The organism is Lentzea californiensis, from assembly GCF_024648825.1.
Lineage (GTDB): Bacteria > Actinomycetota > Actinomycetes > Mycobacteriales > Pseudonocardiaceae > Lentzea > Lentzea californiensis.
This window is the reverse complement of record NZ_JANBBE010000004.1, coordinates 1-21,476: the sequence shown is the minus strand read 5'-3', so window position 1 is coordinate 21,476 and position 21,476 is coordinate 1. Positions and strand designations below refer to the sequence as shown.

Sequence of the window (21,476 nt, the reverse complement as noted above, 5' to 3'; positions counted from 1 at the left end):
CGTTGGTCTCTTCTATGGCGCACATCGCGATCTTCCTCATGCCTGAGCGGGGACACGTCCTGCCCGCGCTCGGGGTGATCGCCGAACTCGTGCGCCGCGGCCATCGGGTGAGCTGCCCGGTCCCCGCCCGGTTCGCCCCCGCCGTCACCGAGTGCGGCGCGACCGCGATCCCTTACGAGCCAACGCTTCCCGGCGAACTGCCGGCGACGCTCTACGAGGCCGCGCACCTCGCACTCGCCGAGGCCGAGTCGGCGTTGCCCCAGCTCGAGCGCACGTTCCGCGACGACCGGCCGGACCTGGTGGCGTGGGACATCGCGGCCTGGTCCGGCGGCGTCATCGCGCACCGGCTGGACGTGCCGAACGTGCTGCTGGAAGTGCTCCTGACCAGCAACGCGCACTGGTCGCTCGGCACCGCGGTGGTGCCGCCGCGCCGGTTCGACCCGGCCGCGATCGGGTTCTTCACCAGGGTGCACGGCTTCCTCGGCTGCTCGCTGCCGGAGTTCGTCTCGGGTGCGCGCCGCCGGATCGCCCTGTTCCCCAGGGAGTTCCAGCCGGAGGGCCACACGTTCGGCGAGCACGTCGCGTTCACCGGCCCCTGCCTGACCGAACGCGCTTTCCAGGGCACGTGGCAACCTCCGCCGGACAGGCCGGTGGTACTGGCGACGACGAACACGCAGGTCTGTGCGGACGCGGCACGCGGGATGCCGTGGCACCTCGTCACGAAGGACAAGGTTCTGAGCCCCGCGGTGAACGTCGAGACCCACGACGAGGTGCCGCAGCTCGCGGTGCTGGAGCACGCCAGTGTGTTCGTGACGCGCGGCGGCATGGGCGGGGTGATGGAGGCGCTGCACCACGGCGTCCCGATGATCGTCGTGCCGCACATGACCGACCAGCGGCTCCACGGCCAGCGGATCGAGGAACTGGGGCTCGGTGTGCTGCTCGACACGGTGACCGTGGAGAGTGTGCGCTCGTTGGTGGATCAGCTGGCGTCGGATTCCGCGATTTCCGCGCGGGTGAAGGACATGCAGCGCATGATTCACCGGGCGGGCGGCAGCGCGTCCGCCGCGGACGTCGTCGAGGAGGAACTGGCCCGGTGAGACGGATCTGGGACGACGCGGTCCGCGCGCTCGGCGGCGCGCCGGACGCGGGCGATCTGATGGAGCGCTACGCCGAGCCGCACCGGACCTACCACAACGCCTTCCACGTGGTGTCCGTCGTCCGCGACTCGTCGGCGCTGGCCGACGCGTTCGCGTTCACGGTCGAGGAGCGCGCGATCCTCGCGCTGGCGGCCTGCGCGCACGACGTGATCTACGACAGCGAGCCCGGTGAGGACGAACGCGCATCGGCCGCGTGGGCCCGCGAACGCCTGGCCGGCCTGCAGGAAACGCACATCGCACGCGTGGAGTCGCTGGTGCTGGCGACGATCACGCACTCGTCCGACGACCCGCTGGCGCACGTGCTGCTCGACGCCGACCTGGCCATCCTCGGCTCGCAGGCGGAGCACTACGACCGCTACAGCCAGGCCGTCCGCCGGGAGTACGCGCGGTACGACGACGCGACGTGGCGGGCGGGCCGGGCGAAGGTGCTGAAGACCCTGCTCGACCGCGAGGTGCTGTTCGTGACCGAACCCGCGCGGCAGCGGTGGGACGACGCCGCGCGGACCAACCTCGCCCGCGAGCTCCAGTCCCTGGCCTAGAGCACCGCGCGGGCGGCCTCACTGGTCACCGGAAACCTCGAGACGTGCCTTCCTGACGCTGTAACCGAAGTAGACGGCGAACCCGACGGCCATCCAGACGAGGAACGCGATCCACGCGTCCAGCCCGAGGCTGAACATCATGTAGACGCAGAACCCCAGGCCCACCAACGGCGTCACCGGGGAGAACGGCACGCGGAAGGTGCGCTCGCGGTCCGGTTCGGTGCGGCGCAGGACGATCACCGCGATGTTGACCAGTCCGAACGCGAACAGCGTGCCGATGCTCGTCACGTCGGACAACGAGCCCAGCGGCACCAGTGCGGCCAGCACCGCGATGAACAGGCCGACGACGACGGTGTTCACGAACGGCACACCGGTGCGCGGGCTGAGCTTCGCGAAGATCGACGGCACGAGCCCGTCGCGGGACATGGCGTACAGGATGCGCGTCTGTCCGTAGAGGACGGTCAGCACGACGGAAGTGGTCGCCACGACAGCGCCGATCGACAGCAGGATCGGCCAGATCGCGCCGTCGACGTTGTCGGTCAGCACCCGGCTCAGCGCCGCCTCGGTGCCCTCGAACGTCTGCCACGGCATGGCGCCCACGGCGGCGAGGGCGACCGCGCAGTACAGCGCGGTGATCACGACCAGCGAGATGATGATCGCGCGCGGCAGGTCGCGCTGCGGGTTCTTCGCCTCCTCACCGGCGGTCGACGCGGCGTCGAACCCGATGTAGGAGAAGAACAACGTGGCCGCGCCGGCGCTCATGCCCGCCAGCCCCAACGGGAACAGCGGCTGCAGGTTGCCCGCCTTCAGCGCGGTGAACGCGACCGCGCAGAACATCAGCAGCGCGCCGACCTTCACCCACACCAGGATCGTGTTCGTGCGCGCACTGCCCTTCGAACCGCCGAGCAGCACCAGCATGGCGATCACCACGACCAGCACGGCGGGCACGTTGACGATCCCGCCGTCACTCGGCGGCTGGCTCAGCACGTCCGGGATTCGCAGTCCCACCACCAGGTGCAGCAGCTCGTTGACGTACTGCCCCCACCCGACCGCGACCGCCGCGACCGAGACGCCGTACTCCAGCACGAGGCACCAGCCGCAGACCCACGCGACGATCTCGCCGAGGGTCGCGTAGGTGTAGGAGTACGAGGAGCCGGACGCGGGGATCAGGCCCGCAAGCTCGGCGTACGACAGCGCGGAGAACAACGCGGTGATGCCCGCCAGCACGAACGACAGCACGATGGCGGGCCCGGCCATCGGCACCGCCTCCCCCAGCACCACGAAGATGCCGGAGCCGAGCGTGGCACCGATGCTGATCATGGTGAGGTGGCCGACACCCATGGTGCGCTTGAGTTCGCCGCCAGGGTGAGTCAGCTGGTCGATCGGCTTGCGCCGCAACACCCGCGCCCCGATGCGCTGTTGGTTGCTCATCAGGACAACCTAACGCCCACCAATGGAACTACCGGCCACCAACGGGGCGGAACGTGCGGCGGTACGTGTCCGGTGGCACACCGACGGTCCGGTGGAAGTGCCGGCGCAGCGTCGTGGCGGTGCCCATCCCGGACGCCTCCGCGATCAGGTCGACGCTGTCGTCCGTCATCTCCAGCAGTTCCTGCGCGCGCCGGATGCGCTGGATGTGCAGCCACTGCAACGGCGTGGTGCCCGTCACCGCCCGGAAGAGCCGCGCGAGGTGCCGTGAGCTCATGCTGGCCTGCCGCGCCATGTCCTCGACGGTGATCGTCTGGTCGAACCGCGCCGAGACCCAGTCGAACAACTCGGTGAGCGGATGCCCTTCACCCGACGGCACCGGCGCCGGCACGAACTGCGCCTGCCCACCGTCCCGGTGCGGCGGCACCACGAGCCGGCGCGCCGCCGTGTTCGCCGTCGCGGTGCCGTGGTCGCTGCGGATCACGTGCAGGCTCAGGTCGATGGCCGCCGCCTTGCCCGCGCTCGTCAGCACCTGCCCGTTGTCGACGTAGAGCACGTCCGGGTCGACGTCGACGCGCGGATACCGCCTGGCCAGCTCGTCGGTGTGCGCCCAGTGCGTCGTCGCCCGGAGCCCGTCGAGCAGCCCGGCCTCGGCCAGCACGAACGCGCCCGTGCACAACGACACGATCCGCGCGCCCTTGTCGTGGGCCGCCTTCACGGCTTGGACGAGTTTCGGGTCGAGCGGCGCATCCACGTCCTCGATGGCGGGCACGATCACGGTGTCCGCCTGCTCGAGCCCGCTGAGCGGCAAGTCGGGTTCCAGCGTGAACCTGCCGAGACGAGACGTCTCGTCTCCGCAGATCCGGACCTCGTAGCCGAGCTGCGGGGCGGTGAAGATCTCGTACGTGGCGGTCAGCTCGAAGTGCAGCATCCCGCTGGCGACGGCGAAGGCGAGCATGTCCGAAAGTGTACGCATCGTGTCGTTCCAGACACTGGCTCGAGCCCTGCCCGGCAGCTTGACTGGTCCACATGGGACACAACATCGCGGTCTACGGCGCATCCGGCACCACGGGGCAGTTCGTCCTGGCAGAGCTGGAGAAGCGCGGCCACGACCCGCTGCCGTTCGGACGCGCGCAGGCCACCGCCGACGACCCCGCCGCCCTGGACCGCGCTCTCGAAGGCGCGGCCGCGGTGATCAACACAGCCGGTCCGTTCGCCGTCACCGCCGGCCCGCTGATCGCCGCCGCCGAACGCGCCGGCATCCCGTACGTCGACGTGGCGGCCGAGATCGAGGCGAACGCCGACACGTTCGCCCGCGGCGCCTCGATCCCGGTGGTGCCCGCGATGGCGTTCTTCGGCGGCCTCGGCGACCTGCTGGTCACCGCCGCGATGGCTGGCTGGGACTCCGCCGACGAGGCCCACATCGCCTACGGGCTGAGCGGCTGGCAGCCCACCGCTGGCACGCTCACCGCAGGTCAGGTCTCCCGTGAACGCCGTGACGGCCAGCGCGTGCGGTTCCGCGACGGAGCCCTGAGCTACCACGGTGACACCGCACCGCTCCTGGACTGGGAGTTCCCGGGCGGCACCCGCCAGGTGATCGGCGAGTTCTCCATGGCCGACGTCGTGACGGTGCCGAGCCACCTGCGGATCGCCACGGTGACCAACTACATGTCGGCGGAAGCCGCCAGCGGCCTGCAGGCGGCCCAGACCAGGCAGGAACCCGAGACGTTCGAGGTCGACGTGCGCGTACGCAGGGCCGGCGAGGAACGACGGCTGACCGCGTCAGGCAAGGACATCTACGCCGTGAGCGCCCCTCTAGCCGTGGAAGCGACCGAACGCCTGCTGAGCGGCCGTTCCAACGTCACCGGCGTAGCCTCCGCAGGCGCGATGTTCGACGCCCTCGACTTCCTGGCGTCCCTCGACGACGTCATCCAGACCAGGCACCGTTCTTGATCGACGCCCGCGAACTCCGTACGCCAGCAGGGGAAACGGCCTCAGCCCGCAGGGGTGGGTCGCGATGTCGCGAAGCGACGAGCCGACCGGGGGTCCGGGGGCGTGCCCCCGGCGTGGGGGTCTGGGGGCTCGGCCCCCAGAGGACACCCGAGAACGAGAAAAGGCGAGTGCTGTCCACGAACAGCACTCGCCCATCGAGTGGGCCTACCGCTCCAGCAGTCGAACCGCGATGTGCTGGTCAACGGGCCTGAAATCACGATCCGCCCAGTCGGTACCCGGCGTCGGGCTACGGGCGGTTCCCGATGACCACTACGAGAGAGCCTTCGGCGGGGAGGGACCGCGCGCTGTGGGTGCAGTGCGTCTGCACTGCATTGGTCGCTTTGGGGGCGGCTTACGTCTCGTACCGGCATGGGCGCGAGTTCGCGTTGCGGTTCGGCGCGGACGAGGTGACGGCCGCGATCTGGCCGTTGATCGTGGACGGACTATTGACCACGGCCACTGTCGAGCTGTGGAAGACGTCAGGTGACGGCCGCCGTGCCGAGGGCCGCTGGGCGGCCTGGCCGTCCTTCGCGTTCGGCATCTGCCTCTCGCTCTGCGCGAACGTGGCCACGGCTCGAGAGCCGAGTGTGTTCGCCATTGCGGTGGCGGCGTGTCCTCCGCTGGCGCTGCTGCTGGCGGTGGAGCTGCTGAATCGCGCGCTCAAGCGACACCGTGCCGAGGCTACGTGCGAGACCGCAATCGAGACGGACGAGACGGCAATGGCAGACGAGGAGACCGGGTGGTGCGTCTCGCTGTCGTCTCGGATGAGGCTCGCTCGCTGGACGCGCCGACCGCGGAGCAGCGGATGTGGGCGTACTACATGACCGAGCGCTCGAAGGGACGCATCCCGACCGGCGCGGAGTTGGACCGGATCGCGGGTACCAACAACTATGGCCGTCGGGTGCTCCGGCGGTGGCTACAAGCCGGGCAACTGCCAACGGGAACGATCGGCAGCCCCAAGAGCTCAGTGCCGTAGAAGTCCGATCAGGCCACGTCCGAGGCGATCTGTCTCGTAATCCGGTGGAGCAGCGGCAGGAGGAAAATCACGTTCCGTTCAGCCAGCGACGGTAGGCGGCGATCCACTCCGCTCCCTCAGGCGGGGACGTCGGCAGTGGCAGGTCGAGGATCGCGATGCGCTGTTTGGCCCGACCGCGCGTGCACATGGCTGCGATCTGTTCGTCGTCGGTCAGGTCGACGCCCGTCACTGTCACGTCCACGCCCAGCACCACGGTCTGGAACGGCACGGCGAGGTTGTCCTCGAGCACGGTGTAGAAGCCGGTGATGCACTCACTGTCGCTGTAACAGTCGACGGTCGCCTCAGCGACCAGGGCATCCAGCGCTTCTCGCTTCGATCGACTCAACCGGACCGCCTTCCCGTCAATCGCTTCCTGGAAGCGAACTCACCTATCCCAGCGCGTAGGCCTGATGCCGTCCAGGCCGACCCTTCCAGGGGCATGCGATCACCGCGTGCTTGGGTCGAGGCCGAGCCGCTGACGTTCGGCGGCGATGATCCGCTGCTCAGCGGGAACCGCCTCGTCTCGCGTCACGTCGACCTTCTGGTGCAACGAACTGTCGACCGCACGAGCATCAGCTTCCTTGGCCGCGCTCTTGCGTGCGTACTCGTCGAACAACTGCTGCTTCTCCTCGATGATCTCGCGCATGCGCTCGTCGACGGAGTTCTTGGCCAGCAGCCGATGCACATGCACCTTTCTGGTCTGCCCCATGCGGTGAGCACGGGCGATCGCCTGCGCCTCAGTACTGGGTTTCCACTGCGGCTCGGCAAGGATCACCACCGAGGCCGCCTGCACGTTGAGCCCCACACCACCTGCCTCGATCTGGCTCAGTAGTACAGCGTGACCATCGATCCGGGAGAACTCGTCGACCATCTCCTGTCGCTTGGCCGCTGCCACCGACCCGGTCAGCGCACCCGCCGTGTTGCCGGCGAGCGCTTGCTGCACCGCCTCCAGGACACCGCGGAAGTAGGAGAAGACGATGACCTTCCACCCGTTGTCCTTCGACTCCTCGATGATTTCGAGCAACCGCACCATCTTCGCCGAATCGCGGTGGTTCGGCGTGGCGTAGGCGGCCTGCCGCATCGCCATGAAGTTCCGTTCGACCGCCACCCGGTAGACGCGTTCGTCGGCGTCGGACAGCTGAACCCAATCCTCCATCTCCAGACACTCCGGCAACTCCTGCAGCACGTCCTCCTGGTTGCGCCGCAGGTACACCGGCGCCACAGCCCGCCTGAACGTCGTCGCGCTCGCCATCCGCCCGAACCGATCCAACGACGAGGCGATGCCCGGCCGCAGATGGTCCACGAGCGACTGGAACTCCTCGACCCGGTTTTCCATCGGCGTACCAGTCAGGAACAGAGTTCGCTCGGCATTGGTCGCCAGCGCAGCAACGGCCCGGGAGCGTTGCGCTTCCTTGTTCTTGATGTAGTGCGCTTCGTCGACGATCAACAGCTGGATTCCGTGCTCGTCGGGGAGCGGCAACTTGGAGACGGTGCCGAATGTCGTGACCGCGACCCCACCCCGGCGCGACCACACTCGTGTCGCACCGTCGCGGTCCGCCCCGTGCAACGCATGCGCGGTGAGTGTCGTGTGTTTGCCAATCTCGTTGATCCAGTTGATCAGTACGCTGGCCGGACAGACGACCAGAAACCGCGTGCGCCCGTTCGCCGCGAGATGAGCGGCGGTGGCGAGGGCCTGGATCGTCTTGCCCAGTCCCATTTCGTCGCCGATGATCGTCCGTTCCTGCAGGATCGCGTACTGCGCGCCGAAGACCTGGTAGCCCCGCAACGTGGTCTTGAGCCGGTCGGTGTTGAGCGGCACCGCCTGGATCTTCTTGACCAACTCGGCCGGCGCAAAGCCATGGGCCGCGTCGTCGTCGGCCGCGCGGATCGCGCCTGGAATCGTGGCCAGCAGAGCGTTGATGCCAGCTGCGTCGCGTTCGTACTCACGCCACACCTCGGCGGCCGGGCGATTACCGGATTGCGCGAGTTGCAGCACCGCGGTCGCACGCTGATGCAGACCAGTCGCACTGCCACCGGTAAGGAGCTGTTCCAGTCGCGCAAGGGCGGTAAGAGCTGCGGTGCGCGCGGTCTTGCCGGAGAAAAGCATCTTTGCCCGCGAGCCGGCCGGTTCCGCAGCGGCAGAGAGACCCTGTAGGTGCGGTCGGATGTTGGTGGCCAACGCATGCAGCGCGGTGGCGGCGACTCGCGTGTCACGCCACGCCACGAGCAACCCCAGCAGGTGGGTCTCACCTCGGCCCGGCCGATCGGGGTCGAACCGAACGGACACCTCGCCCCGCACCTGGGTGGCCAGCTGCCAAGCTGCTTGGTGGATTTCCTGGGCTGACGACGGGCCGATGCCCGGCACGGTTTGCAGTACCGACGGCGGCACCGCCACCACATCGGCCACCATGTGAAAGTACTTCTCCAACTCCCCGAACCGCACACCCTTGCGGACGGCCTCCCGCAGTTTCGACGCGGGAAGCTGACGGAGGTTGTTGGTGGTCTGTTGATTCAGCAACTCGCCGACGCGATGTCGAACCGCTTGTTCCACATTGGCCGGCGCCGCGGCAGCGCGATCGGCCAAGTCCATCAGGGTCCTTGCGTGCTCCAGCATCTGGCGAGCGGCGCCACCGACCTTGCGCTTGGCGGCGACGAGGTCAACGTCGTCTCCCATTTCTCCCCCTCCGCGCGCACGCGTCGTCGAGAAAGCATCGAACATTCGTTACGCAGTGTTACAACGGCACCGCAGGCCAAGCCGCCTTCAACATCGTGCTGATCTGCTCGGCGACCTCCTGGTTAGGGTCGCCGCAGGTGTCGAAAGCAGTGGCTACCGCGGCCCCCGGCAACGTCGTGCCCAGTCGTTTTCGGCGCGGTAGACGGACCCGCCAGCCGCAACAGCTTCTCGGCGGCACGCACGACCAGCACTAACTCATCGTCCCCACCCGTGACCGCGGCGGGTCGAGCATCGGATGAGGGTGACGCTGCCGGAAATTGCGGCAACGTCACCCCTCACCTCGGGTCAAGCGGCTCCGTGGGACTCGGGCGTGCTCACGAGTTCGGGACCGGACGCGTGAGCACCGGCCAGCGCGACAAGTGCCTCGTCGAGCAAGCGCCGGACGGCGGAGTTCAGGGCGGTGCACTCGCTGTCGATCTTCGTCGCCGACTTCTGGATCGAGGCGGACAGCTTCTTGACCGAGTCGACCTTCACCAGGTGGGTGAGCGCCTCGGCGATCTTCTCCTCGGCCGTGGTGACCTGGTGGACGCCCTTGCGGCTCGCGGTCGCGATGGCGGTCGTCCGCAGGAGCATGATCACGGTGCGCAGGAGGTCGGAACTGTCGTTGTCGGGGTCGAAGGCCAGCACGAGCCGCTGTGCGCCGATGACCCGGAGCGTCTGACCACCGTTCTGGTCGATGCTGCGGACGAGGCCCAGCGAGGCGACGGCATCACGGTTGCGTTCGGCTTCGGCGAGGTAGTCGGTCCAGCCCGAGCGGGTCGAGTCGGTCATCTCGATGACGACACGAGCGGCTCCGTCGTTCAGGCTCAGGACACCGTCGCCCTTCTTGCACCGCGGCAGGTGTCCGGTCACCGACCCGGTGTCCGTGTAGTCGTCTCCGAGTCCGGCGGCGATACCCACCAGAACGGTGTGCACCGAGCCGGCGTAGGACTCGCCCTTGATCGGAGTCACCTTGGCGAGCGCGGTCGTGGCCTCGCGGACCCGCAGCACGGTCGACACCTCCTCGATCTTGCTCGTCAGCTCGGCGTGCTGCTCGACCAGTTGCCGCGTGAGCTGCTCCTGCCGGGTGGTGAGTTCGGCGGCGTGCCGGGCCATCGGAGAGGTCGGGTCGGCCGGGTCGAACTGTCGAGCGGCCTTGGCCAGGAGGTCGGCTGTCCCGGCGCTCACCTTCGCGTCGAGGTCGGTGCCGAACCTGTCGAGCACGGGCTGGAGCCGCTCGACGAGTTCGGGCCTCTCTCCGGCGAAGAGACGGCGCAGCTCCGAGTTGAACTCCTCCTTCGCGGTCTTCACCGCCGTGGTGAGCTCCCTGCGACTCTGGAAGTCCGCGTCCGTGATCGCCGTTTTCGCATCACGAGCCGCCGCCATGACGGCTTCGGACGCGTCCTTCACCGCCTGGGTCGTGAGTTCGGCCGCCTGAGCGGTGGACTGGGCGGTCTTGTCCCCGACGTCCTTCAGCAGCCGTTCGACACCCTGGACCTCCTGCGCCTGTCCGATCACGCTCAGCGTGTGGGCGCCGAGGCCTATGGCCTCGGCGACGTAGTTCGTCAGGTCGGCGGCGGCGAGGCTGTCAGGGTCGTCCACGAGCGGGCCGCGCTCACCGGAGACCCAGCGCAGGGCCTCTCGGGTGACTTCCTGGTCGTCGATCGTCAGTCGCTCGACTACGACCGCCGAGACGTCGTCGGTGAAACGAGCGGCGTGCTCGAAGTGCTTGTTCATTGGATCTCCTGCGGGAAGCGCTGCCGATGATCGGCAGCGGGCCCAAACAGCTTGGCTAGCCGCAGTAGGTTTGTCTTTCAACGTCGTTGATAAGTCGGGTTATCAATAAGCTTGGAAACTATTCCAGCATTCGCGGCGATACTCTGCGTGTCGAGGAACGGCAGGTCAGGTCGAGGGGGTGTGTCGTGGCAAGCGGCAGGCCTACGTTGACGTTGAAGGACATCGCGTATCTTGCTCGTGTTCGCCGTCCAGTCGTGAGCATGTGGCGCAAACGGGCGAGCGTCCGCGGTGTACACGTGCCCTTCCCCCAACCTGTCGAGGTCTCGGGTGGGATGGAGCGCTTCCGACGCCAGGACGTCGTCGAGTGGCTGAAGCTCACCGAGAGGGGTAACAACCCAGAGGCGAATCTCGACGCACCAGCGTTGAGCGTGCCCGATGACGTACCTCTGGACGAACTCGTCATGTGGCTCTGCCTCGCGACGGCGACCGGGGGGAGGAATTGGCGGAGACGACAGCCGAGGGCCGCATCACGCTGGCGCGCGGCGTAGACCCCGACGACCGGATGCTGTTACGTGAGGTGCAGGCGTCCGCTCCTGCCGTCGGCACGCTGTCCTTCGTCGACGACCTGGTCGAGGCGTCGTACGGCCCGCGCGAGGCACTAGACCGGCTTGACCGTGGTCGAGCCGCACGGGCGTCGGGCACTCGTGACCTCACCTCCGACGCGGTGGGCCTCATCCGTGCCATCGCTGAAGCCTGTTCCCTCCACCTCGACCCCGAGGGCGTAGCGCTTGTCCACAACGGACCGGTGTCGAGCGTGACGCTGGGGCTCGCCGACACCTGGAGGGGACCCTGATCAGGAAGCTTTCAGCCGGGTCGGCTCGGGTGCTCACTGCGTCTGGACCGCGTCGTAGAACGACTTCGCGAGTTCACGCAGCGGCCCCCGGCACTCCTGCGACCTCGGCGCGGGCTTGTCCGCAGGCTTGTTGACGAGAATCAGCACGGCGTTGACGTCGAGGATGATCAGGGTGCAGCTGTCCCTGTCCTTCGGTGTCAGCCACTTCGCCTTCTCGCCGACCTTCACGTCCTCAGCCGCACCGTCATCAGCAGGATCGGCCCCCGGCTTGGACGTCACGTCGTAGACCTCACGGGCCTTGAGTGCTCCTCTGCCTGGACCGGCAGGTCCCGAGACGTCGCTCTTCTCGTCCCGCCACGCCGACACCTGCAGGTTCACCCGTGGCCAGTCCGGGATGCGCTGGAACTCGCATCCGGTCAGCATGTCGGACACCGAGGGGTCTTCGTTGCCGGACCGGAACGGCGGCAGACCTGTCACCCTCTGCGTCACCTGCCGACAGGTCGGCAGCTCCGTGTACTTGGCGCGAACGGGCGCAGGCGATGTCGCCGAGGTCGGCGACGCGATGGACATGCCCTGCGGCCTGCCGCTCACCGCGTCGCCACCGGTGCACGCCGCCGCACTCAACGCGAGGACCGCCATGCCCAGGATCCCAGCGGATCGGTTCACTGTGCTCCCAGCCCCTTCCACAGGTCCTCTTCTGCGGCGGACAAGTCCGAGTTCATGTGCGACTGGTGCCCTCGCGGGCGTACGTGGCCTGGCTGAAGTGGCCCATGGCCACGTGGATGCGGGTCGCCTCCGTGGTGCCGAAACTGCCGATCTTCACGGCGTCACCGTTGCGAGGCTGGATGATCAGAACTTGGCTGCGGGTCAGCCGGACCTCCTGGATCTCGGCCCAGCCGAGGTGCGCTCCATGCCACTGAAGGCCGTCGGGTGAGATCGCGATCATCGGTGTTCGAAACAACCGGAACCCGAAGTCGGTGAGGACGAGCGCCACCGCGGTCCAGGACGCGATCGTCATACCGGTGGTCACCGTGTCGCCCTGGAAAGCCGACGAGGTGTAGACGAACACTCCGATGCAGCCGAGAAGGAGGAAGAAGAACATCAGCCACCCACGTGGGTACTGGGTGAAGACTCGCACGGTGCGATCGGGTTTCGTCATGTTGTCCGGCCGTTGGTAGCGCACCGGTCTGGGGCGGGGCTTCCGCCGCTCGGGCAGTAGCCGCCACGCGATCGCGATATACACGTAGAACCAGAGAACGCCGAACGGCAGAAGCAGGACCATGCCCCACCCCGCGTACGGGCGCACCGGATACAGGTCACCGCGGTTGAACCCTTCACCGGCCACCTGCTTGCCGATGAGATCGGGCCGGAGGAAGCCTCGCGCCGTCGTGGTGACGACGTTGCCGTTGACCTTGTTCGTGACCGTGGCGCTGCACTCGTACACCCAGCCGAAGCCGCGCAGGGTCACAGGGCCGTGCCGGTCGCACGAGGTGGCGACGATGATGTGACTGGCGTCGCTCAGGTTCTCGGTCTCGACCTTGTCCGAGAAGTAGTTGAAGATCGTCGCGCCGAGCAGGTACCCGAGAACCGGAACGATCAGGAACGCGAAGATCCGATGCAGGACTCGGACGGCCTTCATCCGCTGTCGGCCTCTCTGCGCTTCTCCTCCTGCTTCTCTTCTTCCTCGGCCCGCAGGTCCCGCCACGTCCGCCAGCCGCCGCCATCCTTGGCCTTGTCCTCCCAGTCGTGAAACTTGGTGGACTCCTTGACTGCCTCGATCCCCAGCTTGGGAAGGAACTCGGCGGGCGCGTTCTTGAAGCCGTCGACCGCGACCTTCTTCGCCTCGCCCAGCGCGTCCCTGGCCATGTCGGTGAAGGAGAAGTCAGCAGCGCGACGCCGCCTGTCCGCTTCGGCACTTTTCGTAAGAATGCCGACGAAGTCGTCGCCGCTCTTGGAGAGAGCGGTCTTGGCGTTGACCAGGATGTCGTCGAGCTTCTTGAACAGCCCTCCAGCGTTGCTGAACGCCTTGGTGAGCCTGCGGCAGGCCTCCAGAGCCTTGTTCGCCCACTTGACAGCGACAGGGACGCACTCGGCGATCGCGCCCGCGAGGCCCGCGCCGGCCGCTGCGACGGCGGGTGCCCACCGGAGGCAGATCGAGATCAGTTTGCCGATGGCGTCGGAGACGATGTCGCGCACGATGTCACGGACGACCTTGAGCACGATCTTGCATGTCCGGACGAGGCTGGCGATCCCTCCGGCGGCGGTCGCGACGCCCGCGTAGGTGTCGGCGCGATCGACACCGAAACCCCGGTACTGAGCGCTGTCCTTGCCGGTCCACCCGGTGGTGTCGTTGTTGACCCAGTTCCTGAGGTCGTCCGAGGTGTCCTTCAGATGGTCGGACACGGACTCCCAGGTCTTCGCCATGCCGTCCAGGGCTTCCTGGTCACCGATGAGCCAGTCCAGTGGCTCCTTCAGAAACCAGACGTGCTCGACCAGCCACCCGAAACCCGCGCTGAACAACGCCGCCAGCGGATCGACGAGAACACCCGCCACGCCGGCGACCGTCGCACCCGCGTTGATCAGGCCTTCTGCCCAGTTGCCGCTCGAGAAGCCCTTCACCGTCTCGGTGGCGTCGTGGAAGATCCCCGCGCCCTCCGTGAACGGCGTCTTCTCGCCGGTGTTCACGAGGTAGTTCTGGCGTGGCGTGGGCGCCTGTCCCATCGTGGTCATCGGTCGTGCATCCCGTCGAAGATGTCGGACTGCGCCTGCTCGTGTTCCTCGATGTGCTTACGCCACCCGTCGAACCGCTTGACGTGGTCGCCCGAAGCGTCCGCTGCCTGGCGCATGGTGTCCATCGCAGCGTTCTGCGCGGCGGTGCAGAGAGCCGCGAGTGGGAAGCCGAGCTTGCCGAACGCCTCCATGTTGGACACGACCTGCGCTGCGCTCAACGCGTAGTTCACCTGCTGGCCGACGTTGTTGAGCTTTGTCGCGTGGGCCTGCATCTCGACCAGGTCGATTCGGTAGGTCATCGCAGGAACCCCTTGTTGCTGAAGTCGTCGTCATCATCCTGCGGCGGACGGGGCCGCTGCGGGCGAGGTGGCACTGGTGGTGGGGGCGGTGGCGCGTCGTCCTCGATCGCACCGAGCCGCGGTGGGCCCTCGCCATACCCGCCACCTCCCGGCACGTACTGGGGCGGAGGTGGCGGCTGGGCACTGCGCAACTTGTCCATCATGAAGTGCATCGCCTCGGAGTCAGCGCCGAGCATCGGCGACATCGCCTCCTGCACCGTCGAGGCAACCCGGCTCTGCGCGGCCTGCACCACACGCAGCACCTCCTGAGCGACGATGTCGCCTTCCTTGCGCTGCAACGAGTTGCCGAGCTTCAGATCCACGAGGTTGCCGGCATCGTTGACCGTGACGACGATCTGACCGTCAGCGCTGCGTTCCATGACACGCAGGTTGGCCAAGGTCTCGCGTATCGCGTCGCTCTTGCGCTGGGCTTCAGCCAGCTTGCCCTCGTACTGATTGAGGATCTGATCCGGGTCAGTCATCGGCCCACTCGGTCCTTCTCGTTGTTCTTCTCAACTACTGCCACCAGTGCTCCGCTGCGGATGCGCTCGGAAAGTCGCGCTTCAGCCGACAGGCTGCGTCAGAGCCTGGACGCTGGCGACGGTTTCATTCTCCGAGCACCGGAGGGGCCACGAGCGTGTCGTTGCCGAAGATCTCGTCCGGATCTGGCTCGAGCAGATAGGACGGGGAAGTCCGCTCGATGTCCTCGTCACCCTGGCCTTTGGCGGCACCAGCGCCCATGCCACCCATCGCGCCGACACTGGTGCCACCACGTCCGGCACCACCACCGGCGGCCGCGCCACCACGTCCTGCCGCGCTCTCGCCGCCCGGCATGACGCCCGCTGAACCACCAGGACCGAAACCTTTGGCAGCATTCGGATTGCCGAGGCCAGCACTGCCACCAGGGAGCCGGCCACCGCCCGTGCCGCCCGTGCCACTGCTGCCACCGCGGCCAGCCGGCCCGCCGCCGGCTCGGCCGCCAGGACCGCCCTGGGTGCTTTTGGAACCGGAATTCGGGCCGGGCAGCGGTCCGCCGAGGTTGAGATTGGTGTTGCCGCCCAGCTGGTTGTTTCCGCCCTGGTTGCCCAGGTTCGGCCCGTTGCCGCCGAGATTGTTGTTGAGACCGCTGGTATTCGTGCCACCGGTACCCGATGTCGGGGGCGCCGTCCAGGACGTGTTCGTGGTGTCGTTACCGACCCGTGGGGGAGGCGTGTTGCCCTGACCGGTGAAACCAGGGTTCGGTGCGATCGGCGGCCTGCCAGGATCGACCGGCTCCTTCGGCGGGGCTGGGGGCTCGGGTGCGAACGCGGGCTGGGCTGCGGCGGTCTGTGCGACGGTGCGGTCGTAGGTCTCCACCGCTCGCGCCGCCTGTTCGTGATCAGCCTGCTGTTGCTGAAACGCCGCCTGATCCGCCGACACCTGCTGCACGAACGCAATCGGGTCGGTGATCGACATCAGCCGTTCCCGCGACGCCGCCGCGTCGAAGGGCTGCGCGGGCGGTGGTGGAACGTTGTTCTTCGCATCGCTCAGCGCACGAGCTTGTTGCGTGAACAACGTTCCCGCAAGCTGTGCCGCGGTGCCGGTCTCGCCGGCGCGGTTGCTCATGTTGGCCAGCGCCTGCCGGGCACCATCACCGGCCTTGCCGGTCCAGTCGGCCTCGCTGCTGCCGATCGCCGTGGCGACCTCGTCGTTGAACGTGGCCAGCTCGTTGCCGATCTGCGTCCACACGTCGGCGATCTCACCGATCGCACCAGCATCGACCCCGTTGTTTACCGACTCGTGCAGCTGTTGGTGCGGGATGCCGATGTAGTTGGCGTCGGGCTGCCCAGGCGCTGACCGCGTCAGCACCTGCTGCTTGAGCTGTGCCGCCTGCGCGTCCAGCACGTCGTTAACGCGGTTCGGCGCCTCGACCAGTTGCATCACCATCCCCAGAAACGGGCCGTACTGCCCTTGGACCTCGGCAGTGACCCGTTCCTGTACCTCCTGACCGGTCTGCACCTCCGCGTGGCGCTGCACGCCGTAACGCGAGTACACATCGGACGGTCTACCCGGCGCTCCCTCGTTCATCCCCCGCAACCCCTTTCCCGACAACGCCCGCTACGGCAGCTTCGGCTCGACCAACTCAGCGATCTTCAACGCAGGCGGACACGGATCAGTCGACGCGCCGGCATTCAGCGTGACGTCTACCCGCGACGACGACGTAACCCCAATGGCGACAATGCAACTGCCACCAGCGCCTACCAACTGCTTCGCTTGGTGGTTGCCGACCTTGATGTCCTTGATCTCGCCACCGGTCGCCTGAACACCCGCCAGCCCCACGTCCGTCCGAATACCCACCGAAAGAAAGACCCGATTGGGAGCAAACTCGCAGCCACGCGAGGACCCGATCTTCTGCGGCTTGGGCTCTTCTTTCAGGGGACCCAACACCTGTTCTGCTTCGCTCCCGGTCAGCAGGCTGCACGGATCAGCGTCTGTCAGAGAGCCGCTGGCGTTGGTCGAGGTCGGCGAACTCGTCGAAGTGCGGGTGTCCTCACTGGAGGTGGGGTTACCGGTGTCCGGCACGGGCTTGGGATCACCGGGGGTCGAGCCGGTGCACGCGGTCATGGCGACCAATGCGGCGGCGGCCAGGCTGGTCAGGACGATCCGAGAGTTCACGAGTTCGTATCCCTGGTTGGTCAGGCGGAAAGAGTGGGGCCACCGGCCTTGGTGATGCCTTGCTTGGCGTCCTCGTCAGTTGCCTGGTAGGCAGCCATCGCCTTTTCCACGTCGGAGCGCATCTGCTCCAGCTTCTTCTGGAGATCCTTCGCCGCGGTGATGAATCCTTGCGCCGGGTCGGTGGCGATAGTCGCCAAGTAAGGCTTGTAGACCTGCGCGGCGGGAGTCGTCCCCAACGGCGGTTGCTGGCTGATGACGTCCGACCTGCCGAGAGCACGTGTGATGCCGTCGTACATCTTGTCAATGGCCTTGATCAGCGCTTGGCCACCGTGTTCGTTTACTCCGACACCGTCAGCAACGGAGGCCGAGAAGGCGGCCACCGAGTCGCTGATGCCCTTCATCCCGGCGAAGAATGCCTCAGGCATCGCCGTGCCCCTCTCTACGCTGCGTCGTTCAACGGTAACAACCAGTCGCAGCCGTGTCCCAGGATCCGACGTATCAGCCGGCCCGCCGGTTCCTCTCGCTACCGATGCGAATCAACGATCCGGTTGAGGTGCCGGTCGAGAGCTGACTGGTCAGCAGGCGTGTAGGTGGCCGTATGCCGACCATCCGGAGCGGTGGTCGGAATCACCGCGTACCGCCCGGCGTCGGTGTCCAGATAATTGATCGTCCCGAGTTCGGTTTCACGCCCGTGGCGGCCACGCGCGGAGACCGAGAAGTACCCAGCGCCCAGCCTCGGGCGACGCAGGATCTCCTCGGCGACTGCCTGCGGCCCTGCGGGCGATGGACCAGTGGCCTTCACCGCGGTACGGAACGTCATCTCCGAGAAGTCCTCCTCTGCCCGCCGCCGCCCCGTGGGGGCCGAGGTGTCGGTCACCGTGACCGACACGCCAGGACCTGAACGCATCGGAGGCAGCAGCCGCACCAGGCCGGGCACGATCGCGTCAGACTGACACAGGTGGAAAGCGACCGTTTCGCCCTGCTGCTCGGCCACCACGCCCGTACGCCCATCGGTCGCGGCGAGTGCCGTGGGTTGGGCTTCACCGGCGGTGCCGACCAGTGCGATCACCAGGTGCCCGCGGGCGAACACGTGCAACGCCTCCACCAGTTCCGGTGCGAACTCGCCGCCACGGATCAGTCCACGGGCGGAAAGGTCCTGATGCACGGCCTCGACCAGGCGGAGCCGCTCCTCACGCGTCTTGCCGTGATGCGGGATAGCGAATGGGAAGCGCCGCACAGTGATCCGAAATGCTTCGCCGAGCACGTCCAGCGCTGCGAACGAACAGACGATCTCCCCCGACACTCTGCAACCACCCCTCGTCTGCCGCGCCGCCCCTCCACGGTGCGTGACCGGCGGACATACTGCCAGTCGAACACTCGTCAACGGAGCGTTACCGGACAGGATCAGACGAAGATCTCATCAACACCCCTCAAGTGAGACAGACGGGCTGAGCTGGACTCATTACCCGTTGGCGAACGCCGGGCCGCGCAGGATTACCTGGATCGAGTGAACTTGTTCGTGACGCGGCTGCGCGAGTTGTTCGCCGAACTTGCTCTCAGGCTTGGTCTTGATCGGCCGGGTCGGCGTCTGAAATCGATCAGGAAATCGGCAGTTGAGAGCTGCATAGTTTTCCTGCACGATGGAGGGGAAGGCCAATCATGTTCACCACTGAAGGCAGGACGAGGACACGGCCGATTGCAACATTTCGGTCACGTATAGATCGCCAAGAGGCTCCAATGATGCCACTTTCGGTCACGTTTAGGTAACTGGCCGGGATTTTCGGCCCATTTTTCGGAGTTGAGGGATGTCGAGAATTTCTCGGCACTCTCGCCGGAGGTGGTAGTGATCATGGCGGATGCCGGCAGAAGCGTCAGCGGTCGTGGCGTGGTTGGTACGGATGGGTTGACGTCTGGACCTACGTCTGGGTCCGCGAGGCCTCGGCGTTCTGAATCCGCTGCCCCACACGCCGAGGTTGCTTGCGCTAAAACCACTGGTCAACGGTGGTATCGGCGGGAACGTGCGGAAGGCCGACTGAGGAGTGGTCCTCACACATCCGAACATCGGGGGCGCGCGGGGCGCGGCGACCGGCGGGTTGGAGAGCCGGATGCGGCGCTGTGGTTCCGTCTGGTCGATCGGGACCGCCGGCTCCTGGCCCTGCTGGCCGAGCACAAAGTACTGACTACCAGCCAGATTGCCGAGATCGAGTTCCTGTCCGTGCGCCGTGCACAGGACCGATTGCGACAGCTGCGAGAGCTGGGCGTGGTGTTCGCGTCGCGTGAGTCCTACCAGCGCGGCGGGACCAGCCAGACCCGTTATGCACTCGGCTACCTCGGCGCCCGGTTGATCGCCGCACAGCGTGCTGAGCGTCCGCCCGCACCGAAGGCGTACACCGAAAGTCTGGAACGGCTCGCGCTGTGGCCAAAGCTCACACACCAGCTCGGCGTTAACGACTTCTTCTGCGCGCTGGCCAGCCACCGCAACCCCGCACGCCTGCGCGAGGAGAGCCGCGAGAACGAGGTAAGTGGGCTCACCCAATGGTGGCCCGAACTTCGCTGCACCAGGTTCTTCGTCAAGTACCACAGTGGCGGACGCGACACCGCGCTGCGCCCAGACGGCTACGGCTGCTGGGAAGAGCACGGGCGAGTGGTCCGCTTCTTCCTCGAACACGACACCGGCACCGAACCGCTGACCGCCGTCATCCGCAAGATCGATGACTACCGTGACTTCCCGACCGACGCTTTCGGTGTCCTGCTGTTCTCGGTGCACTCGGCCAGACGGGAGATTGCCCTGCGAGAAGCGCTGCGCCGCGCCCTCGGCGACCCCGGTTTCGTAATCGCCACCGCAGCGCGCGACCACGGCCACCAGGACGGCCCAGCAGGACCGATCTGGGGCCTGTGGAAGCCGCAGGGCGGCGACAGCGTGCCCCGCCGGTACCGCTTGGCCGAACTGCCCCAACGCGGCCCCTACGTCGAATGAGGTTCACCCCGAACGGTGGACAGGGGCTTAAGAGATTCAGGCAGCCGCTCGGAGTGACTTCTCGTAGTCGCTGGGACTGCGCATCCCGAGCTTGGAGTGCCGCCGCGTACTGTTATAGAAACGGATCCACTTGTCAACTGCGGCAACGAGTTCCATCTTCGTGGCGTAGACGTGCCGGTAGTAGTGCTCGTGTTTGAACGTCGACCAGAACGACTCGGCTGGGCTGTTGTCCCAGCAAATCCCGGTGGCGCCCATCGATCGGCGCAGCCCGTGCCGGAAGCAGGCCTGTGCGGTCAGGTGTGCCGTGTATTCGCCGCCGCGGTCGGAATGTAGGACTGTGCCACGACATTCACCGCCGCGGGCGGCCACGGCCGCCTCGATGGCGGTGGTGACCATCTCGGCGCTAATGTGGTCGGCGACGCTGTAGCCGAGCACTGTGCGGGAGTGCCCGTCCCGGATCGCGCACAGGAACATCTCGCCCTCACCGCAAGACAAGTACGTGATGTCGGTGAGCCACACGGCGTCCAGGCGGCCTTGGTCGAACTCGCGGTCGACGAGATCCGGCGGGAACGATGCCGCCAGGTCGGAGACCGTCGTTCTGACCTTGAACGTGCGTGGGCTGATGCCCTCGATCCCGATCTCGGCCATGACCTTGGCAACGGTTTTGGCGCTGATCACCTCGCCCTGATCCCGCAGTTCCGCGGTGATCCGTGGCGATCCGTAGGTGCCGTCAGAGTCCTTGTGCGCCTGGGTGATCTTCACCTCCAGGTCTGCGCGGCGCTGCTGACGAGGTGTCAACACCGTTGCGGCACAACGTTTCACGTAGGCGTAGTAGCCAGAGGCGGACACCGCCAGCAGCCGCGCCATGCGTCGGATCGCGAAGCGTTCGCCCTCAGGCGCGGCCAGGTCGGCGACGCCGGCGATGGTGTCGGGGCCGGCGTACTTGGCCATCAGAGCGAACCGGGCCGGTTCTTCTGCATCGCGGCAAAGTACGCCGAGGCTTTTACCAGGAACGCGTTGTCCTTCTCGAGCTCGGCGACCTGTCGACGCAACCGCTGCAGCTCGGCCAGCTCAGCCGCCTCCAGGGGCGTGTCCCCGTGAGCCTCGGCCGCGGCGATCCGGCGCCGCTCGTCCTTGACCCAGACGCTCAACATTCCCGCGTCGATCCCCAGCTCGCGGGCAACCTCAGAGATCGTCCGACCGGAATCGATCACACGATGCGCAGCCTCGACCTTGTACTCGGCCGTGTACGAACGGCGTTTACGAGGAGGCATGAGGACATCCTTTCAGCAGAACCCTAGGTCCTGCTAACTCGGTGTCCACTGCTCGGGGTGAACCTCAG

The 21,476-nt window shown here is 67.0% G+C and carries 24 protein-coding genes; 7 read left to right on the top strand and 17 right to left on the bottom strand.

The window, feature by feature from the left end; genetic code table 11:
- Positions 1–38: 38 nt before the first annotated feature.
- Together LX88_RS16945 and LX88_RS16940 are read left to right on the top strand one after the other, a co-directional pair.
- Positions 39–1,097, top strand: a complete 1,059-nt coding sequence (locus LX88_RS16945) for a macrolide family glycosyltransferase (protein ID WP_258948754.1) — start codon at positions 39–41, stop codon at positions 1,095–1,097.
- Positions 1,094–1,696 carry an HD domain-containing protein gene (locus LX88_RS16940; RefSeq protein ID WP_258948753.1) on the top strand — a complete coding sequence of 201 codons (603 nt, stop codon included), beginning with the start codon at positions 1,094–1,096 and terminating at the stop codon, positions 1,694–1,696. Before LX88_RS16945 ends, LX88_RS16940 begins: the two co-directional genes overlap by 4 nt.
- 18 nt (positions 1,697–1,714) lie before the next feature.
- On the opposite strand, the gene LX88_RS16935 is transcribed toward LX88_RS16940, so the two are convergent.
- Positions 1,715–3,127, bottom strand: coding sequence for an amino acid permease (locus LX88_RS16935; protein WP_258948752.1), 1,413 nt, complete (start codon positions 3,125–3,127; stop codon positions 1,715–1,717).
- A 28-nt stretch (positions 3,128–3,155) separates the two neighbouring features.
- Entirely contained in the window at positions 3,156–4,100 is a 945-nt protein-coding gene (locus LX88_RS16930; protein ID WP_443674876.1) for a GlxA family transcriptional regulator, read from the bottom strand.
- A 53-nt stretch (positions 4,101–4,153) separates the two neighbouring features.
- Here LX88_RS16930 and LX88_RS16925 point away from each other — a divergent pair, with 53 nt between their 5' ends.
- The 3 genes from LX88_RS16925 (at position 4,154) to LX88_RS16915 (ending at position 6,092) form a co-directional block, all read left to right on the top strand.
- Positions 4,154–5,077 (top strand): saccharopine dehydrogenase family protein, encoded by a 924-nt coding sequence (locus tag LX88_RS16925; RefSeq protein ID WP_258948750.1) that lies wholly within the window; start codon positions 4,154–4,156, stop codon positions 5,075–5,077.
- Between the two features lie 302 nt (positions 5,078–5,379).
- Positions 5,380–5,940 (top strand): DUF2637 domain-containing protein, encoded by a 561-nt coding sequence (locus tag LX88_RS16920; RefSeq protein WP_258948749.1) that lies wholly within the window; start codon positions 5,380–5,382, stop codon positions 5,938–5,940.
- On the top strand, positions 5,856–6,092 hold the full coding sequence (locus LX88_RS16915) for a hypothetical protein (RefSeq protein ID WP_258949214.1): 237 nt from the start codon (positions 5,856–5,858) through the stop codon (positions 6,090–6,092). The genes LX88_RS16920 and LX88_RS16915 overlap by 85 nt, the downstream gene beginning before the upstream one ends.
- 67 nt (positions 6,093–6,159) lie before the next feature.
- On the opposite strand, the gene LX88_RS16910 is transcribed toward LX88_RS16915, so the two are convergent.
- The 3 genes from LX88_RS16910 to LX88_RS16900 form a co-directional block, all read right to left on the bottom strand.
- The gene (locus LX88_RS16910; RefSeq protein ID WP_258948748.1) at positions 6,160–6,477 is read right to left on the bottom strand and encodes a calcium-binding protein; all 318 of its coding nucleotides are present in this window, start codon (positions 6,475–6,477) and stop codon (positions 6,160–6,162) included.
- A 99-nt stretch (positions 6,478–6,576) separates the two neighbouring features.
- A complete protein-coding gene (locus tag LX88_RS16905; RefSeq protein ID WP_258948747.1) occupies positions 6,577–8,805 on the bottom strand; it encodes a DEAD/DEAH box helicase in 2,229 nt (742 codons plus the stop codon).
- Positions 8,806–9,150: 345 nt separating this feature from the next.
- Entirely contained in the window at positions 9,151–10,581 is a 1,431-nt protein-coding gene (locus LX88_RS16900; protein WP_258948746.1) for a Fis family transcriptional regulator, read from the bottom strand.
- 499 nt (positions 10,582–11,080) lie between these two features.
- On the opposite strand from LX88_RS16900, the gene LX88_RS16895 reads away from it, so the two are divergent.
- Positions 11,081–11,434 (top strand): hypothetical protein, encoded by a 354-nt coding sequence (locus LX88_RS16895; protein ID WP_258948745.1) that lies wholly within the window; start codon positions 11,081–11,083, stop codon positions 11,432–11,434.
- Positions 11,435–11,467: 33 nt separating this feature from the next.
- Here LX88_RS16895 and LX88_RS16890 read toward each other — a convergent pair whose 3' ends face one another.
- From LX88_RS16890 to LX88_RS16845, 10 genes are all read right to left on the bottom strand, one after another.
- Positions 11,468–12,100: a hypothetical protein gene (locus LX88_RS16890; protein WP_258948744.1), complete on the bottom strand. Its 633-nt coding sequence runs from the start codon at positions 12,098–12,100 to the stop codon at positions 11,468–11,470.
- Between the two features lie 52 nt (positions 12,101–12,152).
- Positions 12,153–13,073: a DUF6346 domain-containing protein gene (locus LX88_RS16885; RefSeq protein WP_258948743.1), complete on the bottom strand. Its 921-nt coding sequence runs from the start codon at positions 13,071–13,073 to the stop codon at positions 12,153–12,155.
- On the bottom strand, positions 13,070–14,164 hold the full coding sequence (locus tag LX88_RS16880) for a WXG100-like domain-containing protein (protein ID WP_258948742.1): 1,095 nt from the start codon (positions 14,162–14,164) through the stop codon (positions 13,070–13,072). Before LX88_RS16880 ends, LX88_RS16885 begins: the two co-directional genes overlap by 4 nt.
- The gene (locus tag LX88_RS16875) at positions 14,161–14,463 is read right to left on the bottom strand and encodes a type VII secretion target (protein WP_258948741.1); all 303 of its coding nucleotides are present in this window, start codon (positions 14,461–14,463) and stop codon (positions 14,161–14,163) included. Before LX88_RS16875 ends, LX88_RS16880 begins: the two co-directional genes overlap by 4 nt.
- The gene (locus LX88_RS16870) at positions 14,460–14,984 is read right to left on the bottom strand and encodes a YbaB/EbfC family nucleoid-associated protein (protein ID WP_258948740.1); all 525 of its coding nucleotides are present in this window, start codon (positions 14,982–14,984) and stop codon (positions 14,460–14,462) included. Before LX88_RS16870 ends, LX88_RS16875 begins: the two co-directional genes overlap by 4 nt.
- 124 nt (positions 14,985–15,108) lie before the next feature.
- A complete protein-coding gene (locus LX88_RS16865) occupies positions 15,109–16,569 on the bottom strand; it encodes a hypothetical protein (RefSeq protein ID WP_258948739.1) in 1,461 nt (486 codons plus the stop codon).
- Positions 16,570–16,599: 30 nt separating this feature from the next.
- A complete protein-coding gene (locus LX88_RS16860; RefSeq protein WP_258948738.1) occupies positions 16,600–17,157 on the bottom strand; it encodes a DUF3558 domain-containing protein in 558 nt (185 codons plus the stop codon).
- Positions 17,158–17,177: 20 nt separating this feature from the next.
- Positions 17,178–17,582, bottom strand: coding sequence for a hypothetical protein (locus tag LX88_RS16855; protein ID WP_258948737.1), 405 nt, complete (start codon positions 17,580–17,582; stop codon positions 17,178–17,180).
- 98 nt (positions 17,583–17,680) lie between these two features.
- Complete coding sequence (locus LX88_RS16850; RefSeq protein ID WP_258948736.1) at positions 17,681–18,460, bottom strand: ESX secretion-associated protein EspG; 780 nt, start codon at positions 18,458–18,460, stop codon at positions 17,681–17,683.
- A 159-nt stretch (positions 18,461–18,619) separates the two neighbouring features.
- A complete protein-coding gene (locus tag LX88_RS16845; protein ID WP_258948735.1) occupies positions 18,620–18,814 on the bottom strand; it encodes a hypothetical protein in 195 nt (64 codons plus the stop codon).
- 192 nt (positions 18,815–19,006) lie between these two features.
- Here LX88_RS16845 and LX88_RS16840 point away from each other — a divergent pair, with 192 nt between their 5' ends.
- Positions 19,007–20,134, top strand: coding sequence for a replication-relaxation family protein (locus tag LX88_RS16840; RefSeq protein ID WP_258949188.1), 1,128 nt, complete (start codon positions 19,007–19,009; stop codon positions 20,132–20,134).
- A gap of 36 nt (positions 20,135–20,170) precedes the next feature.
- Here the strand turns inward: LX88_RS16840 and LX88_RS16835 are convergent, their stop codons facing one another.
- Positions 20,171–21,085 carry an IS3 family transposase gene (locus LX88_RS16835; RefSeq protein ID WP_258948734.1) on the bottom strand — a complete coding sequence of 305 codons (915 nt, stop codon included), beginning with the start codon at positions 21,083–21,085 and terminating at the stop codon, positions 20,171–20,173.
- The gene (locus LX88_RS16830) at positions 21,085–21,408 is read right to left on the bottom strand and encodes a transposase (protein ID WP_258948733.1); all 324 of its coding nucleotides are present in this window, start codon (positions 21,406–21,408) and stop codon (positions 21,085–21,087) included. Before LX88_RS16830 ends, LX88_RS16835 begins: the two co-directional genes overlap by 1 nt.
- Between the last annotated feature and the right edge of the window lie 68 nt (positions 21,409–21,476).

Coding starts and splice junctions, on each gene's coding strand:
- LX88_RS16945 (WP_258948754.1), top strand. CDS start 39: ATGCCTGAGCGGGGACACGTCCTGCCCGCGCTCGGGGTGATCGCCGAA.
- LX88_RS16935 (WP_258948752.1), bottom strand. CDS start 3,127: ATGAGCAACCAACAGCGCATCGGGGCGCGGGTGTTGCGGCGCAAGCCG.
- LX88_RS16930 (WP_443674876.1), bottom strand. CDS start 4,100: ATGCGTACACTTTCGGACATGCTCGCCTTCGCCGTCGCCAGCGGGATG.
- LX88_RS16925 (WP_258948750.1), top strand. CDS start 4,154: ATGGGACACAACATCGCGGTCTACGGCGCATCCGGCACCACGGGGCAG.
- LX88_RS16920 (WP_258948749.1), top strand. CDS start 5,380: ATGACCACTACGAGAGAGCCTTCGGCGGGGAGGGACCGCGCGCTGTGG.
- LX88_RS16905 (WP_258948747.1), bottom strand. CDS start 8,805: ATGGGAGACGACGTTGACCTCGTCGCCGCCAAGCGCAAGGTCGGTGGC.
- LX88_RS16900 (WP_258948746.1), bottom strand. CDS start 10,581: ATGAACAAGCACTTCGAGCACGCCGCTCGTTTCACCGACGACGTCTCG.
- LX88_RS16885 (WP_258948743.1), bottom strand. CDS start 13,073: ATGAAGGCCGTCCGAGTCCTGCATCGGATCTTCGCGTTCCTGATCGTT.
- LX88_RS16880 (WP_258948742.1), bottom strand. CDS start 14,164: ATGACCACGATGGGACAGGCGCCCACGCCACGCCAGAACTACCTCGTG.
- LX88_RS16875 (WP_258948741.1), bottom strand. CDS start 14,463: ATGACCTACCGAATCGACCTGGTCGAGATGCAGGCCCACGCGACAAAG.
- LX88_RS16870 (WP_258948740.1), bottom strand. CDS start 14,984: ATGACTGACCCGGATCAGATCCTCAATCAGTACGAGGGCAAGCTGGCT.
- LX88_RS16865 (WP_258948739.1), bottom strand. CDS start 16,569: ATGAACGAGGGAGCGCCGGGTAGACCGTCCGATGTGTACTCGCGTTAC.
- LX88_RS16855 (WP_258948737.1), bottom strand. CDS start 17,582: ATGCCTGAGGCATTCTTCGCCGGGATGAAGGGCATCAGCGACTCGGTG.
- LX88_RS16840 (WP_258949188.1), top strand. CDS start 19,007: ATGGCGGATGCCGGCAGAAGCGTCAGCGGTCGTGGCGTGGTTGGTACG.
- LX88_RS16835 (WP_258948734.1), bottom strand. CDS start 21,085: ATGGCCAAGTACGCCGGCCCCGACACCATCGCCGGCGTCGCCGACCTG.
- LX88_RS16830 (WP_258948733.1), bottom strand. CDS start 21,408: ATGCCTCCTCGTAAACGCCGTTCGTACACGGCCGAGTACAAGGTCGAG.